Source organism: Desulfoscipio geothermicus DSM 3669, from assembly GCF_900115975.1.
Taxonomy (GTDB): Bacteria; Bacillota; Desulfotomaculia; order Desulfotomaculales; family Desulfallaceae; genus Desulfoscipio; species Desulfoscipio geothermicus.
In genome coordinates this window covers 1-13,515 of record NZ_FOYM01000049.1, presented here as the reverse complement: position 1 = coordinate 13,515, position 13,515 = coordinate 1, and the positions used below count along the sequence as shown (strand labels likewise).

At 48.4% G+C, this 13,515-nt stretch carries 16 protein-coding genes, 1 rRNA gene and 1 pseudogene; 4 read left to right on the top strand and 14 right to left on the bottom strand.

From position 1 onward, the window contains the following. The 5 genes from BM299_RS18010 to BM299_RS17990 form a co-directional block, all read right to left on the bottom strand. Nucleotides 1-131: ribosomal RNA gene (locus BM299_RS18010) — 16S ribosomal RNA — on the bottom strand; the annotation flags it as partial. Between the two features lie 352 nt (nucleotides 132-483). Next, entirely contained in the window at nucleotides 484-894 is a 411-nt protein-coding gene (locus BM299_RS18005) for a PaaI family thioesterase (RefSeq protein WP_245779854.1), read from the bottom strand. 81 nt (nucleotides 895-975) lie between these two features. Beyond that, nucleotides 976-1,827, bottom strand: coding sequence for a D-amino-acid transaminase (dat, locus tag BM299_RS18000; RefSeq protein WP_092487738.1), 852 nt, complete (start codon nucleotides 1,825-1,827; stop codon nucleotides 976-978). Nucleotides 1,828-1,959: 132 nt separating this feature from the next. Further along, nucleotides 1,960-3,669, bottom strand: coding sequence for an FAD-dependent oxidoreductase (locus BM299_RS17995; protein ID WP_092487736.1), 1,710 nt, complete (start codon nucleotides 3,667-3,669; stop codon nucleotides 1,960-1,962). 81 nt (nucleotides 3,670-3,750) lie between these two features. After that, a complete protein-coding gene (locus BM299_RS17990; protein ID WP_092487733.1) occupies nucleotides 3,751-3,963 on the bottom strand; it encodes a transcriptional regulator in 213 nt (70 codons plus the stop codon). 234 nt (nucleotides 3,964-4,197) lie between these two features. Here BM299_RS17990 and BM299_RS17985 point away from each other — a divergent pair, with 234 nt between their 5' ends. Continuing rightward, entirely contained in the window at nucleotides 4,198-4,392 is a 195-nt protein-coding gene (locus tag BM299_RS17985; RefSeq protein WP_092487730.1) for a DUF6485 family protein, read from the top strand. 7 nt (nucleotides 4,393-4,399) lie between these two features. Here the strand turns inward: BM299_RS17985 and BM299_RS17980 are convergent, their stop codons facing one another. Beyond that, nucleotides 4,400-4,672 (bottom strand): magnesium chelatase domain-containing protein, encoded by a 273-nt coding sequence (locus BM299_RS17980; protein ID WP_245779855.1) that lies wholly within the window; start codon nucleotides 4,670-4,672, stop codon nucleotides 4,400-4,402. Nucleotides 4,673-4,697: 25 nt separating this feature from the next. On the opposite strand from BM299_RS17980, the pseudogene BM299_RS20285 reads away from it, so the two are divergent. Then, nucleotides 4,698-4,826, top strand: a pseudogene (locus BM299_RS20285) (magnesium chelatase domain-containing protein); the annotation flags it as partial. Between the two features lie 505 nt (nucleotides 4,827-5,331). Here the strand turns inward: BM299_RS20285 and BM299_RS17970 are convergent. From BM299_RS17970 to BM299_RS17960, 3 genes are read right to left on the bottom strand one after another with little or no spacing between them, the layout of a single operon-like run. After that, nucleotides 5,332-6,078, bottom strand: coding sequence for an SDR family NAD(P)-dependent oxidoreductase (locus BM299_RS17970; protein ID WP_092487724.1), 747 nt, complete (start codon nucleotides 6,076-6,078; stop codon nucleotides 5,332-5,334). Nucleotides 6,079-6,096: 18 nt separating this feature from the next. After that, nucleotides 6,097-6,888 (bottom strand): enoyl-CoA hydratase/isomerase family protein, encoded by a 792-nt coding sequence (locus tag BM299_RS17965; RefSeq protein ID WP_092487721.1) that lies wholly within the window; start codon nucleotides 6,886-6,888, stop codon nucleotides 6,097-6,099. A gap of 31 nt (nucleotides 6,889-6,919) precedes the next feature. After that, a complete protein-coding gene (locus BM299_RS17960) occupies nucleotides 6,920-7,768 on the bottom strand; it encodes an amidohydrolase family protein (protein ID WP_092487718.1) in 849 nt (282 codons plus the stop codon). 809 nt (nucleotides 7,769-8,577) lie between these two features. Here BM299_RS17960 and BM299_RS20280 point away from each other — a divergent pair. Then, nucleotides 8,578-8,709 carry a hypothetical protein gene (locus BM299_RS20280; protein ID WP_281246395.1) on the top strand — a complete coding sequence of 44 codons (132 nt, stop codon included), beginning with the start codon at nucleotides 8,578-8,580 and terminating at the stop codon, nucleotides 8,707-8,709. A 7-nt stretch (nucleotides 8,710-8,716) separates the two neighbouring features. On the opposite strand, the gene BM299_RS17950 is transcribed toward BM299_RS20280, so the two are convergent. Further along, nucleotides 8,717-10,240 (bottom strand): YifB family Mg chelatase-like AAA ATPase, encoded by a 1,524-nt coding sequence (locus BM299_RS17950; protein WP_092487715.1) that lies wholly within the window; start codon nucleotides 10,238-10,240, stop codon nucleotides 8,717-8,719. A 337-nt stretch (nucleotides 10,241-10,577) separates the two neighbouring features. On the opposite strand from BM299_RS17950, the gene BM299_RS17945 reads away from it, so the two are divergent. After that, nucleotides 10,578-10,793: a hypothetical protein gene (locus BM299_RS17945; protein WP_092487712.1), complete on the top strand. Its 216-nt coding sequence runs from the start codon at nucleotides 10,578-10,580 to the stop codon at nucleotides 10,791-10,793. Between the two features lie 9 nt (nucleotides 10,794-10,802). Here the strand turns inward: BM299_RS17945 and BM299_RS20275 are convergent, their stop codons facing one another. The 4 genes from BM299_RS20275 to BM299_RS17930 all read right to left on the bottom strand — a co-directional run. Next, the gene (locus BM299_RS20275) at nucleotides 10,803-11,000 is read right to left on the bottom strand and encodes an efflux RND transporter permease subunit (protein WP_281246394.1); all 198 of its coding nucleotides are present in this window, start codon (nucleotides 10,998-11,000) and stop codon (nucleotides 10,803-10,805) included. After that, nucleotides 10,958-11,530, bottom strand: coding sequence for an efflux RND transporter permease subunit (locus BM299_RS20270; protein ID WP_281246393.1), 573 nt, complete (start codon nucleotides 11,528-11,530; stop codon nucleotides 10,958-10,960). The genes BM299_RS20275 and BM299_RS20270 overlap by 43 nt, the downstream gene beginning before the upstream one ends. A 225-nt stretch (nucleotides 11,531-11,755) precedes the next feature. Further along, nucleotides 11,756-12,610, bottom strand: a complete 855-nt coding sequence (locus tag BM299_RS20265; protein WP_092487709.1) for a methyl-accepting chemotaxis protein — start codon at nucleotides 12,608-12,610, stop codon at nucleotides 11,756-11,758. A 268-nt stretch (nucleotides 12,611-12,878) separates the two neighbouring features. After that, on the bottom strand, nucleotides 12,879-13,515 hold a 637-nt coding region (locus BM299_RS17930; protein ID WP_245779853.1), incomplete at its 5' end, for a methyl-accepting chemotaxis protein.

Genomic DNA, 13,515 nt, shown 5'->3' with positions numbered 1-13,515 from the left:
CATTGTCCCGTTAGGTTTGACCCAGGTTCGAACTTCGAACCTCGAACCTCGAACCTCGAGAACCGTTCGACTTGCATGTGTTAAGCACGCCGCCAGCGTTCGTCCTGAGCCAGGATCAAACTCTCCATATATACTTTATACTAAGAGTTTAATCTTTACTCTTGTTTGCTGTTTCCTAGAATTACTCGCTTTTGACGAGTCGCTCGCATCTCAAACACTGTTCAGTTTTCAAGGAACTTTTCAGGTGGCGCCCTCGCGCCAGGATCTTCATTGTATCACTTTTGCTGACTTTTCGTCAACCGGCAATTTCTGGTGGGAACGGGGAGCTGTTCGCCGCGCCACTACCGCCATTATTGCCTTTTTTCGTCGCCGACGCAGCAGCGACGCTTATTAATATATCACTTTTTTTGACACTGTACAATATGTAGTTTGTGGTAAAAACAAGTGATTGATTAGAATTTAGATAAATACGTTTAATTTATGTTATTTTTTCATATCATACACGTAATATGTTGCAATACCGTAAGCGATTTTTCGATTTTGATCGTCCCATACACTGGCATTTCCGACTGCCAGGGTCCGTCCCAAATTGATTGCCTCACCTTTGGCATATAACGTACCCTTTTCCACCGGCCGCAGGTAATTCACTTTCATTTCAACGGTAGAAGCCCCCCGGTCAGCGCCCAGTTGTTGGTTTAAAGCCACTGCGGCAGCGACGTCAACCAGGGTGGCAATCACCCCGCCATGCACTTTGCCATAAAACTGCAGCAATTTTTCTGTCACAGTTACTGTTAGAACTACTTCCCCATCATCATTCTCCATAGTTTCAATGCCCAGCAACTGCCAGAAAGCTCCTCCGGCTAAATCCCTGATTCTGACCAAGACCACTTTCACTCCTTTTACTCATTACCAAGCATAAATTTTGTTTCATCCTATGTAGTTGAAATGTTTTCAACTTATAAAACAAGTAATTACTTATTTCAAAGACTCCCTGAGCGTGATAAAACCCTGATGCAGTTGGGTGGTGACGGGCCCCGGTTTGCCGTTGCCAATCACATGCCCATCCACGTTTACAACGGGCATAACCTCTATTACCGTATTGGTATAGAACACTTCATTAGCTTTAAACAGTTCCGATACATTAAAAGGCTCCTCTTTAATATCCAGTCCTAAGGATCCGGCCACCTGGAGCACATACTGCCGGGTAACACCCGCCAGAATTTTGTTGTTTGCCGGGTGAGTCTTTAAAACCCCGTCCTGATAAATAAATATATTGCTCGACCCGCATTCCGTTACCGTGCCATCCGGCAGCACAAAAACAACTTCCGCCACCCCGGCCCGGCGGGCCCTGTTTTTGGCCATTATATTGGCCTGTAGGGAAATAGTTTTTACGTGGCACATTTGCCACCGGAAATCAGGGTGCGTAATCACCTTAACCCCTTCGCGGTACATGGCGGGGTCAGTTTCCGGCGCGTATCGAACAGTCACCAGCAAATTGGGCCTGATATCCGGTTCAAAAAAATGATTTCTGGGAGCGGTGCCCCGGGTAACTTGTATGTAAATCATTGCTCTCTTTATACTGCTTTTGACCAGGACATCTTCGGCTATCGACTTCAACTGCTGCAAATCCCAGGGTAAATCCATCTCCACCGCCGCCGCGCTGGCTGCCAGGCGCTTTAAATGGTCATCCAGGGCAAACATCACGCCGTCGTAGGCCATTACCACCTCGTAAACCCCATCACCAAAATTATAACCGCGGTCATTCACAGATATATAAGCATCCTCAAACGAACCAATCCAACCGTTTAAGTAAACCAACTCCGCCATGGTATTCCCCTCCCCCGCAAGGGCAAAATTTGTTTTGTAGACATTTACTCATTTTTTTCTCTAAAATATGTCCCTTAATAAAAATATTCTCTGCTGCAGCGATAATGCCTTTGACTAAAAATACCAAATAAATTATCGGCAGCAACCGGTCGGCTCTTCTTTCCCGGTCATTTGCTCATTCATATTAACGCTTTCGCCATATTTATATTGCATAGCCTGGTATATATCATAGCCGCCGCTGATGTTATAAGCATCAAAACCTTTCTGGACCAGGATGCGGTACGCAATGTAGCCCCTTAAACCAATTTTACAGTAAATGATAATTTTCTTGTCCCGGGGCAGTTCATTTATCCTCTTTCTCAGGCTGTCAACCGGTATGTGCACCGAGTCTTCAACGTGCCCCTTGGCGTATTCTTCGTCCGTCCTCACGTCAAGCAGCACGTACCGGTCCCGTGGCAAATTATCCAGTTCCTCCCAGTGGACTATTTGCATATCGCCCCGCAAAATATTGGCCGCTGTAAAACCCGCCATGTTAACCGGGTCTTTGGCCGAAGAGTACGGCGGAGCGTAGGCAAGTTCCAATTCTTCCAGGTCGTAAACAGTCAAGCCAAGTCTTATGGCCGTAGCCAGCACGTCTATGCGCTTGTCAACCCCGTCTTTACCTACAATTTGCGCCCCCAGCAATTTGCCGTCTTCCGGCGCAAAAAGCAGCTTGACGACCATTGGTACGGCCCCCGGGTAATAGGCGGCGTGGGATGGGGAATGGGTATACGATTTAAGATAAGGAATGCCCATGGCTTGCAGCATTTTTTCATTATTCCCCGTGGCGGCGGCCGTAAGATCAAAAATTTTTACTATTGCAGTGCCCTGGGTCCCCTGGTACTTGACCTTTCTCCCGGCAATATTGTCCGCCGCCACCCGGGCCTGCTTGTTGGCCGGCCCGGCCAGGGGAATCAGGGCAAAGCGTTCATTAACTATATCCTTAACTTCTATGGCGTCTCCAACGGCATATATAAAGGGGTCCGAGGTCCGTAAATATTCGTCAACCCGGATGCCGCCCTTTTCACCGATGGCCAACCCGGCCTCCCGGGCCAGCTTTGTCTCGGGTTTAACGCCTACGGCCAGCAAAACCATATTTGCTTCCACCCTATGGCCGCTGTTTAAAACAACCTGAATGTTGTCCTGCCCGGTAAATTCGGCCACCGCATCCTTGAGGATGAGCTTGACTCCCTTGTTCATTAAAGTTTTTTCCACTATTCGTGCCAGTTCTATATCCAGCGGCCCCATGACCTGTTTTGCGGCCTCCACCAGGGTGACATCCGCTCCCAGGTGTTTCAAGTTTTCCACCATTTCTACGCCTACATAACCACCGCCGATCACTACAACTTTTTCCGGTTTTTTCTCTATAACCACGTCTTTGATCCTATCCACGTCAGCCATATTTCTTAATGTATAAATGCCTTCCCTGTCAACGCCCGGTATGGGTGGAATAACCGGTGCCGCCCCGGGGGATAGGACCAGGTAATCATAGCTTTCCCGGTAAGTTTTATCTCCCGAAGCAACCTCCACTTCCTTGGAATCCCGTAATATCCGGGTGACTTCGCTGTTCACCCTGATATCCACATTAAATCTTTCCGCCATCGCCTCTTTGGTCTGCACCAGCAGTTTGTCCCGTTCATTGATCACGCCGCTAATATAATAAGGCAGGCCGCAGTTGGCAAAGGAAATGTATTCGCCCCGCTCAAACATGATTATTTGCGCGTCCTCATCCATTCTTCTGAGCCGGGCGGCAACGCCCGCCCCGCCGGCCACGCCCCCGACAATTAATACTTTTTTGGCCAAAGTTCACCCTCCTGTATGGCATTGTATTCAGTTTATATTATCTGCCGGATAGCCTATCTTAAAAAATATCATCCAGCCCGGCTACCAGGGAATTTTATCCATATATTCCCCTTTTAAAATCGGCGTGATTTTTGTTTGTAATGGTTTCGGTACATCTTTTAGTTTCAAGTTATCAATTTTTAAAATCTCTATTGTATCAACCCTCAAAAGTTGCGCCACTTCTCGGGCGGTCAATCCCTGGTTTTTGCGCAATTCCTTGACGGTCTTTTTATTGATGCCAAAGCCAAAGATCATGTTTAATATCACTCCAAGAATATTTAGTGACATTTCCCACCGCAACTGAGTATTATATTTAATCCATAACTTTTGTTAAAGGAGAACAGCACTCATGAGTCTAGCTATTCTAATAGGGTTATTTACTTGTTTTAAACGCATCTTCCGGCGTAAAAAAGTTTTTGTAATGTAACAGGGATTACGATACAGCAATAGAATTAGAAAGATGATTACACTTTTCCGGGAGGTTTATAGATGGATTGTAAAAAAGATAAAAACATTGCTGGTTGCACCTGCACTTATGAACCGTGCCCAAAAAAAGGCGTATGTTGCGAATGCATCGCCTACCACCGCAAAAACGGCGAAGCGCCGGGTTGCTTGTTCCCGCCTGAAGTAGAAAAGACATACGACCGGTCGCTGGCCAGGCTGGCCCGCTGTTACACAAAGTAACAGGCGGCTAACCCCAATACTTCCTCTCCATACCCCGGTATTGAATGGCTTCCGCCACGTGTTCCACCCGGATTGCTTCCGGTACAACCACCCGGTGCAAGTCCCCGGCAGGCAGCATGGTCACCCGGGGCAGCACGCCGTTGATCCCCCGGATGGAACCGTCCAGGGATAACTCGCCCCAAAAAATATACCCCTGCAGTATCAAGGGGTCGATTTGTTCAGTGGAAGCCAGGATACCCAGGGATATGGCCAGATCGTAAACCGGTCCTTCCTTTTTCAGGTCCGCCGGGGCCAGGTTAACCGTGATGCGCCGGGAAGTGGATGTTTCTAATGGGTTGCCCGGGTTTGATATAGTTGGCTTGCCGGACGCTGCCGTACGGGAGGCCAAGGACCGGGTTCGCACCGCCCTGAAAAACGCCAGTTTTGAATTTCCCGCCCCGACGACTTTTACTTCGCCGAAAGAATAAGGATTACCTGCCTGTGCTGTATTCAAAAGTGACCATAAATGTCATGAGTTATGCAGTTGCTGTAAATAATTAGAAAACAATTAACTGTTACTGCTACCCCATAATGTCCTGGAATAGACAGTGTTATCCAGGAACTGTCGGAATTAATGACCACAGCCGCCCCGGAAAAAGGGAGAATTATGACAATTCTCCCTGAATAACCAGCTTCAGTATGTGATCGTCGATGATCCGGTCCAGGGTGCGTGTCCATCATATTCAATGGTCAGCTCGATGATGTCGGTAGGGCCGTAGACGACATTTACTTTGCACCCGACAAACGACAGCCCAACCTCATACTTTTTGTTTGCAAAGCTGATACAGCTCAATTTCGGTGGTTTTTATGCCGTCAAATTATGTAAGCGGTTACACCTCTTTATCGAGATGGTATCTCAGCGAAATGACTATCCAACAACTACACCCCCACCTTCAGTCCTTAGCCATGCATCGTCAATCCGCCACTAACACTTATAACCTGGCCTGTAATGTAATCTGCTAAACCGGAGGCAAAGAACAGCGCTGCCCCGGCGATATCATCAGGTGAAGCAACCCGTTTTAGCGGAATGGCCCTTTCTAAAGCCTCCCTGATTTTTTGTGGTTGTCCTCTGTACAGTGGAGTATCCGTGGGGCCCGGGCAAACACAGTTGACCTTGATGTTAAACTTGGCTACTTCACGGGCCAGTGACTTGGTAAAGGCGATCACCCCACCTTTGGCACCGGCGTACACTGTTTCTCCACTACTACCGCCCCTGCCGGCGTCACTGGCGATGTTGATAATCTTGCCGGCTTTGTTTTCCATCATGTCGTCAAGAACTGCACGCGAGCAATATACCACTGATTTGTAGTTAATGTCTATTATTTTATCCCAATATTCCAGTGAGTTCTTCCAGAAAGGCTCGATAATATCCCAGCCCACAGTATTTACTAATACATCGATCCGGCCCAAGGTCTCCCGGGATTGTTTAACCATGGCCGTTACGGATTCAAAATCGGTAACATCTGTTGGAACGGCCACGCATTTGCGACCAAGCTGTTCGATCTCTGCACGGGTTACTTGCAGGGTTTCAGCGTTTTTGTCTGCTATACTCAGGTCAGCGCCATAGGAAGCAAGCATTAAAGCAATGGCCTTGCCAATACCCTGACCTGCTCCGGTAACAATGGCATTGGTATTATCTAATCGCATTTGTTTTTCCTCCTTTGCCTATAAGCCTTTGAAACTTGGCGTGCGTTTCTCAAGAAAGGCCTTGAGGCCTTCACCTGCGTCTTGTGTAATAAACAGCGTGCCTAACCCTTGCACGTCACATAATAAACTGGCGTCTCTGTCCCTTTCCTGAGCGGCGTTAACACATTTTTTGATTTCTGCTACTGCTACCGGCGCCTGCCGGGCCAAATCCCGGGCTAACTCCATGGCTGTATCCAGCAAATTTTCCGCGGTGCACACTTCTTCGACTAAACCCAGATCTAAAGCTTCCCGGGCGGAAAGGGCGTTACCCTGCAGCATTAAACGGAGTGCTTTCGATCTGCCAACCAGCCGAACAATCTTTTGAATACCTCCGGCACCTGGCAGTAGACCAAGTTTTATTTCCGGCAAGCCCATGGTAGCTGTTTCGGCTATAAATCGAAAGTCGCAAGCAAGGGCCAGCTCTGTACCACCGCCCATGGCGTGACCGTTTATTACGGCAATCGTGGGCTTGGGCATGTCTTCTAAAATGGAATTGGCAAACTGAAGCCGCCGGTCAAAGTCGAGCATCTCGCCCAGGTCCTTGATTTCTGTAATTCCTTTCATCATGGCGATATCGGCGCCGGCTACAAAGACTTTTTGCGCACTGGTGATTACAACCACTCTTACTTCCGGGTCATTTTTTAAGGCCAAGAATGCCGCGGTCAGTTCTTTGGCCAATTCGTTATTTAAGGCATTAACCGGGGCTCTATGCATAGTAACGCAGGCAATGTGGTCTTTTATGTCAATAGTTAATAACTGAAATGCACTCATATATGAGTCCTCCTAAATCTAAAAACAATAATTAATCTGAAAGCTTAAAGACTTTGCTGGCCGTTCCGTATAATAATTGTTCTTTTGCTTCCGGGCGCAATCCCAGGTCGTCGATTTGTTTTAAGCAGGTTGGCCAGTTAAGGACGGGAAAGTCTGTACCAAACATTACTTTGCCAATGCCCCGTCTGGTATTAAGATAGCTTACCAGGTTTTTGTCCCAATATTTAGGGCCATGGGCTGTGGTGCCGATGTAAATATTCGGGTGCTTCCAGGACATGGCGATTAGTTCTTCACACCACGGCCAGCCGGTATGCGCTGCTACTATCTTCAATTCCGGGAAAAAGAGGGCTATATCATCCAGCAGTATGGGGCGTCCCATTGCACTGGGCATTGCTTCCGCAGAGTGGCCGATTTGCATTACCACGGGGACATCGAGTTCTACGCATTTGGCGTAAAATGGGAAGTACCTCTTATCGTTAACTGGTATGCCAAAACCATAGGTGTGCAGGTGGGCGCCGACAAAGCCGAATTCTTTTACAGCCCTTTCTAACTCCCGTACTCCATCCATTCTCTCTTCGTGGTTGATGCCATGGAGTCCGTATAATCTTGTGGGATAGTCTTTGATGATGTTGTAGATTTCTTCGGTTTTGAAGTCCCACTGCATAACTTGTCTCATATAGGACTTAATTTTACCCGTGGGGATAAGCACTTTATCTATCCCATATTTGTCCATATCCGCAATGAATTCTTCCGGAGTCCTGCCCTTAATGTCTAGGCCCCACCATTTTGCTACCTGACCCTGTTCAGGATCGTCAATATACGCTTTCTTCATGAGTTCCGGGGTAAACGGTTGGTGCCAATAATCGATTACTTTAGTCATGAATATCCTCCTTTTTTATTAATAATCTTTTTCTTGTTCCGTACTTTATTGCAAAAACTATACCAAGTCTGCTGAACAACAAAAAACACGTTTGTTAAAGGTTTGCTGTAACAAACGTGCTTAATCGCGGTTTAGCAGTTAGGAACTTTTGGATGTTTTAAGCTCGAACGTGTATCCGGTGCTATCCGGATTACCGGACATTACTGTCCTGCTTGCCGCACATTGGACAGTTTTATCTCCTCAAAAAAGCTAAATCCGCTTTTTTTATACTTTAGGAGAATACACCAGGCCATCAGCAGAAAGGGGACACGCATCTTCAAGGAATGTTCCCTTAACATTCATCGGAACAATTTTTTTTATTTTGTAATTATTCAGAACCCCTAAAAAGGTCAGACTAATCCGTTGACTTGTTTACCGCAACTGAAACCCAATATGGTTAAGGCAGAGTATTACTTAATAAACAATGGCTTCCCTATCATTACAGCATAAATGGCCGTAAACATAGAGATATCTTGCTTTTTCGCCGAGGAGATATATTCTATATTCAGCAATAGCTGGAGAGCTAAATATCTACCAATATATCTAGCTGCCCCCTTAGCGTCTCTCATACTGTTTTTTGCATGCACGTAAAATCCTTTTGGGTATCAACGATATAAGTCATTTATTAGCTTTTTTGTCTGAGGATTTCCCAAATCTATTTTTGATGATGTCCATCAAAACTTTTTGCCAAGCTCTTCTCAGGTATTCATAAAGTATATAATTTATACTTTTCCATTTTTTGCTTTTATCAAGAGCACCTTCTATTACCAATGCATCTATGTTGTGAATGCATCGCCTACCACCGCAAAAACGGCGAAGCGCCGGGTTGCTTGTTCCCGCCTGAAGTAGAAAAGACATACGACCGGTCGCTGGCCAGGCTGGCCCGCTGTTACACAAAGTAACAGGCGGCTAACCCCAATACTTCCTCTCCATACCCCGGTATTGAATGGCTTCCGCCACGTGTTCCACCCGGATTGCTTCGCTTTCCGCCAGGTCCGCCAGGGTGCGGGCCACTTTTATTATTTTATTGTGGGCCCGGGCGCTCAGGCTCAACCGGTCAAAGGCCGAACGCAGCAGTTGCATGGCCTCTTTGTCCAACCGGCAGTATTGCCTGATTTGGTCAGGGGACATATCGGCGTTGCACATGGCCTTGCCAAACCGGGCAGCCTGTATTTCCCTGGCCCGCTGTACCCTCCGGCGGATAGTTTCCGAAGCTTCACCCGGAGGGCTTTTCTCCAAATCATGAAAAGTAAGGCGCGGCACGTCTATTTGTATGTCAAACCGGTCCAGCAGCGGCCCAGAGAGGCGGTGCAGGTAGCGCTGCACCTGCAAAGGAGAACAAGAGCATTCCCGTTCCGGATCGCCCAAAAAACCGCACGGACAAGGGTTCATGGAAGCAATGAGCATGATGCGGGCGGGGAAAGTGGTGGATGAATGCACCCGGGAAATGGTGATCACGCCGTCCTCCAGGGGCTGCCGCAGTGCTTCCAGGGCGTCCCGCTTAAATTCGGCTATTTCATCCATGAACAGTACGCCCAGGTGGGACAGGCTGATTTCCCCCGGCCGGGGATACTTGCCGCCACCCACCAGGGCGGAAGTGGATATATTGTGGTGCGGTGCCCGAAATGGACGCTCGGTAACCAGCGGTTGGTCGGCGGGCAGCAAACCCGCCAGGCTGTACAACTTGGTTATTTCCAGTGCCTCGGCCGGCGTCAGGTCGGGCAAAATACCGGGCAGGCGGCGGGCCAGCATGGTCTTGCCCGACCCGGGCGAGCCCAGCATCAGGGCGTTATGACCGCCCGCCGCGGCCACTTCCAGGCCGCGCTTGACGGCCAGCTGCCCCCGCACCTCGGCCATGTCCGGCACCATGCCGGTTTTTCCCCAGAATTTGCCGGCATCCACAACATGGGGTGACATGGCCTCCTCACCCTGCAGATGGCGCACCAATTCCCCCAGGCGCCCTGCGGAGAAAACCTCGACTCCTTCGACCAGCGCGGCTTCGTCTGCATTTTCCGCCGGAACAACCACCCGGTGACAGTCCCCGGCAGGCAGCATGGTCACCCGGGGCAGCACCCCGTTGATCCCCCGGATGGAACCGTCCAGGGATAGCTCGCCCAAAAAAATATACCCCTGCAGTATCACGGGGTCGATTTGTTCCGTGGAAGCCAGGATACCCAGGGATATGGCCAGGTCATAAACCGGCCCTTCCTTTTTCAGATCCGCCGGGGCCAGGTTAACCGTGATGCGCCGGGCGGGAAATTCAAAACCGGCGTTTTTCAGGGCGGCGCGCACCCGGTCCTTGGCCTCCCGTACGGCGGCGTCCGGCAAGCCAACTATATCAAACCCGGGTAACCCATTAGAAACATCCACTTCCACGCGTACAATATAACCATCAAGGCCGTTTAGGGCCAAACTATTGATAATAGTTAACATTTTTCCAATCCCCCCGACGATTTTTATTTCGCCGGAAGAATAAGGATTACCTGCCTGTGCTGTATTCAAAAGTGACCAGAATCATTACAATATATCGGCCAAACCAAACGCAATTTTCTGGAACGTATACAAGAATACCATTGGTGGCTGCCTGAAATAAAAGCCCCATAGTATCGACCATTGATTTAAGCATTTAGCTTTTTGGGGCCAACGGATACCGCCAAAGCCCGGCACTCTTGCCCGCAACATCCATCTCCACCCACCACCTCTTCCCAACACTTCCCGGGTGTAAATAACTAAAATTTTTGGCACTCCTAATAACAGGAGGTGTACGCTTTTGGTACAAGCCAAAAACGAAAAAAAGAAATTTAGTTACCCAAAAGTACGGGTCAAAAAAGACGAAATTGGGGCCGGCTACATTCCAATGTATGATACTGATGCCGTGATACCCAAAGTCGATACTAAAGCCGGCCCAGGCCTGGAGAATATTGATGCTGCCCTGGATAAAGACGTTGACCCGCTCTTAGCTTTTAATTCGGATGAAGAAAAGTAACATGTCATTTTAAAGCGTATAAACCACCGGGACAACCACCATGGTCAGCAGCGTAGCCAAAAAAATACCGCCGATAACGACAGTGGCCAGCGGCGAAAAACGCTCCGCTCCCAGCGACAGTTCCAGAGCCAGGGGCAACATTCCGGCCACGTCGGATAGCGCGGTCATGATGATGGGCCTGTAGCGGGCAGCCACCGCCTCCAGCAAAAAGGCCCGCCGGTCGGCACCCCTGCCCCTGCCGCGTTGACGTGATCTACCAGCAAGATGGAGTTGTTTACCACGGTGCAGGCCAGCAGAATCAACCCCAGCAGCACCGGCATGGAAACCGGTTTTCCGGCCAGAATCAGGGCCAGCGCCACACCTGCCAGCACCAAGGGAATGGCGGACATGATGGTCAGCGATTGCAAGAAGGAACGAAACTGGCCCATCAACACCAGGTAAACGCCCAGCACGGCCACCAGCAGGGCCCGCTGCAGGTCGCTTTTTGATGATATTAAATCTAAGCGCTCCCCCACCAAATAAATATGGTAACCGTCGGGCAGGCTTATTTTATCCAATTCCTTTTGAATATCAGCGGTTACCTGGCTGAGCGGGCGAAGCATTGACGCCCTGACCGGCAGGCTGAAAGAATACTGGATATACCTAGCAAGCAAAGGGATCCCCCTGAAAACCATTTTGGACCGCGCCTGGCTGGCCCCGGCCCGCTGCTGCCTGGTCAACACCGACGACAGCACCACGGTGGAAAACGCCTTCGCAGCAGTCCGGCAAATAGCGGAGCGACTAAAAATTAAATACGGAGTACTTTGAGAAACTTACTTTAGTGGCAGGTTTTACCCTGCTATAAATAAACCGAGGATGGATGTCTTGTTTATCTATCCTCAACCGGTTTTATTTTGCTTTTAATCTTGATCTTTATGTAATTGTACAATCCTCTCTCAATGTATTTAAATATCTCTGGTATACTACTTAATCAACTCGTCGGCAATTTGTGCCAATTCTTCGGACATAGCCCTGATCCTGTCCATTGTAGCTGTTAATTCCTGGGTGTTCGCAGCTTGCTGTTGTGAAACTACTGAAACCTCATGTACCTGCGTAGCAAAGCCCAGTACAATTTCCTGAATATGCTTCAATTTTTCACCAATCTCTTTAACTGAATTGTTGGTGCGGGCTGCAAGTTTGCGTATTTCGCCGGCTACAACATTAAACCCTCGCCCTTGGTCACCTGCCCGGGCTGCCTCAATGGCAGCGTTTAAGCCCAATAGGTGGGTTTGATCGGAAACTTCTTTGATTAAAGCAATCACTAAATCCGTTTCTTTAATATCTTTTTCAATGCCCGTCGTGTTGTCAGACAATGTTTGGGCTGTAGCTGCCAGCTCTTCGGAAGCGCTCATTAAATTAATGCTGGTGCTGGAAATATTTTCAAGATAAGTATTTAATTCGACTGCCATATTGCTAACTTTTTCCTGAATATCTATTGTTTGGCCGGTGGCAATAGTGCCGATTAAGCTTCCATCGTCATCAAACACAGGTATGCCCCGACCAATATAAGGGGTTCCCAGTACATCTTTGGGAATTCTTTTAACTACTCGTTCACCCGCCTTTATACAGTTATCGGCAATGCTCCCTGGTTTTATGGCGTCACCTTGTTTTATGGGCAGCTTGAGCTCCGTCCCTTGAACAACGTAAATATATTTTTCTTTATCGGTAAGAGTAAATACGTTTTCCTCTCCCATTACTTGGTGTGCATAAGGTGCGAGTTTCAACAACAATTGCAAATTATTTTGTTTCTCTTGGGCTAAGTCAAACTGTTGATCCATAATGTATACCTCCGATTTCGATAATTATTTCTATATTTCGAGAAATAAATTGGATTTCCTCTGCTGTGGTTATTGGAAGGATAAATAAATTAAGCCAGTGAGATTAAACTCCCGGCTTTAAAAAGACATGGCAAGCTAGCCAATAAATATGACCGGTAAACCAACTTTTCAATCCACTGTAACGGTTCGCGTGTTCTTGTCCCAGTTTACCCCGGCCCCAAAAAAAAATACCAAATCGCAGCGGCACCATGGTGCGGTTTTCTCATTATCAACTTTCAGAAACATTATCGGTATGGAAGCCGGTCTCTGACTCATCAACCTTAAACTTAATCACGGTGTTTTGCAGTTCTTCAGCAATGTTGGCCAGTTCTTGCGCGGAACCGGATACCTGCTGCACGGTGGAAGCAATCTGTTCGCTGGCAGCGGTAAGCTGCTGTGTACCCTCGTTGGCCTGCTTGACACCGGTCGCGATATCCTGCATCATTGCCGTGTTCTTTTCCACCGCTTTAATGATCTGCTGCAAGGAAGCGCCGGCGTTACCGGCCACCTGCACTCCTTCACTTACTTCCCTGCTGCCATATTCCATTGCATTTATGGCTTCCCCGACGCCATCCTGAATTTCCTTGATCAGACCGGTAATTTCATTGGCCGCGCCGGCTGACTGTTCAGCAAGTTTACGCACTTCCTCCGCCACCACTGCAAACCCCCGGCCGTGTTCCCCGGCCCGGGCGGCCTCGATGGCGGCGTTCAGAGCCAGAAGGTTGGTCTGGTCCGCTATGTTGGTAATGGTGTTTATAATTTCTCCAATTTTGTTGGATTGCTCACCAAGTTCTTGAACGGCCTTGGCAACGTTTTCAGTACTTGAGGCAATAATGTTTATTTTTTCTACCGTTTCCTTTACGGCC

Excerpts from the sequence above, each read along its gene's own strand:
- dat (WP_092487738.1), bottom strand. The coding sequence starts at position 1,827 with ATGGCGGAGTTGGTTTACTTAAACGGTTGGATTGGTTCGTTTGAGGAT.
- BM299_RS17990 (WP_092487733.1), bottom strand. The coding sequence starts at position 3,963 with ATGATCTTTGGCTTTGGCATCAATAAAAAGACCGTCAAGGAATTGCGC.
- BM299_RS17985 (WP_092487730.1), top strand. The coding sequence starts at position 4,198 with ATGGATTGTAAAAAAGATAAAAACATTGCTGGTTGCACCTGCACTTAT.
- BM299_RS17970 (WP_092487724.1), bottom strand. The coding sequence starts at position 6,078 with ATGCGATTAGATAATACCAATGCCATTGTTACCGGAGCAGGTCAGGGT.
- BM299_RS17965 (WP_092487721.1), bottom strand. The coding sequence starts at position 6,888 with ATGAGTGCATTTCAGTTATTAACTATTGACATAAAAGACCACATTGCC.
- BM299_RS17960 (WP_092487718.1), bottom strand. The coding sequence starts at position 7,768 with ATGACTAAAGTAATCGATTATTGGCACCAACCGTTTACCCCGGAACTC.
- BM299_RS20280 (WP_281246395.1), top strand. The coding sequence starts at position 8,578 with ATGCATCTATGTTGTGAATGCATCGCCTACCACCGCAAAAACGGCGAA.
- BM299_RS17950 (WP_092487715.1), bottom strand. The coding sequence starts at position 10,240 with ATGTTAACTATTATCAATAGTTTGGCCCTAAACGGCCTTGATGGTTAT.
- BM299_RS20265 (WP_092487709.1), bottom strand. The coding sequence starts at position 12,610 with ATGGATCAACAGTTTGACTTAGCCCAAGAGAAACAAAATAATTTGCAA.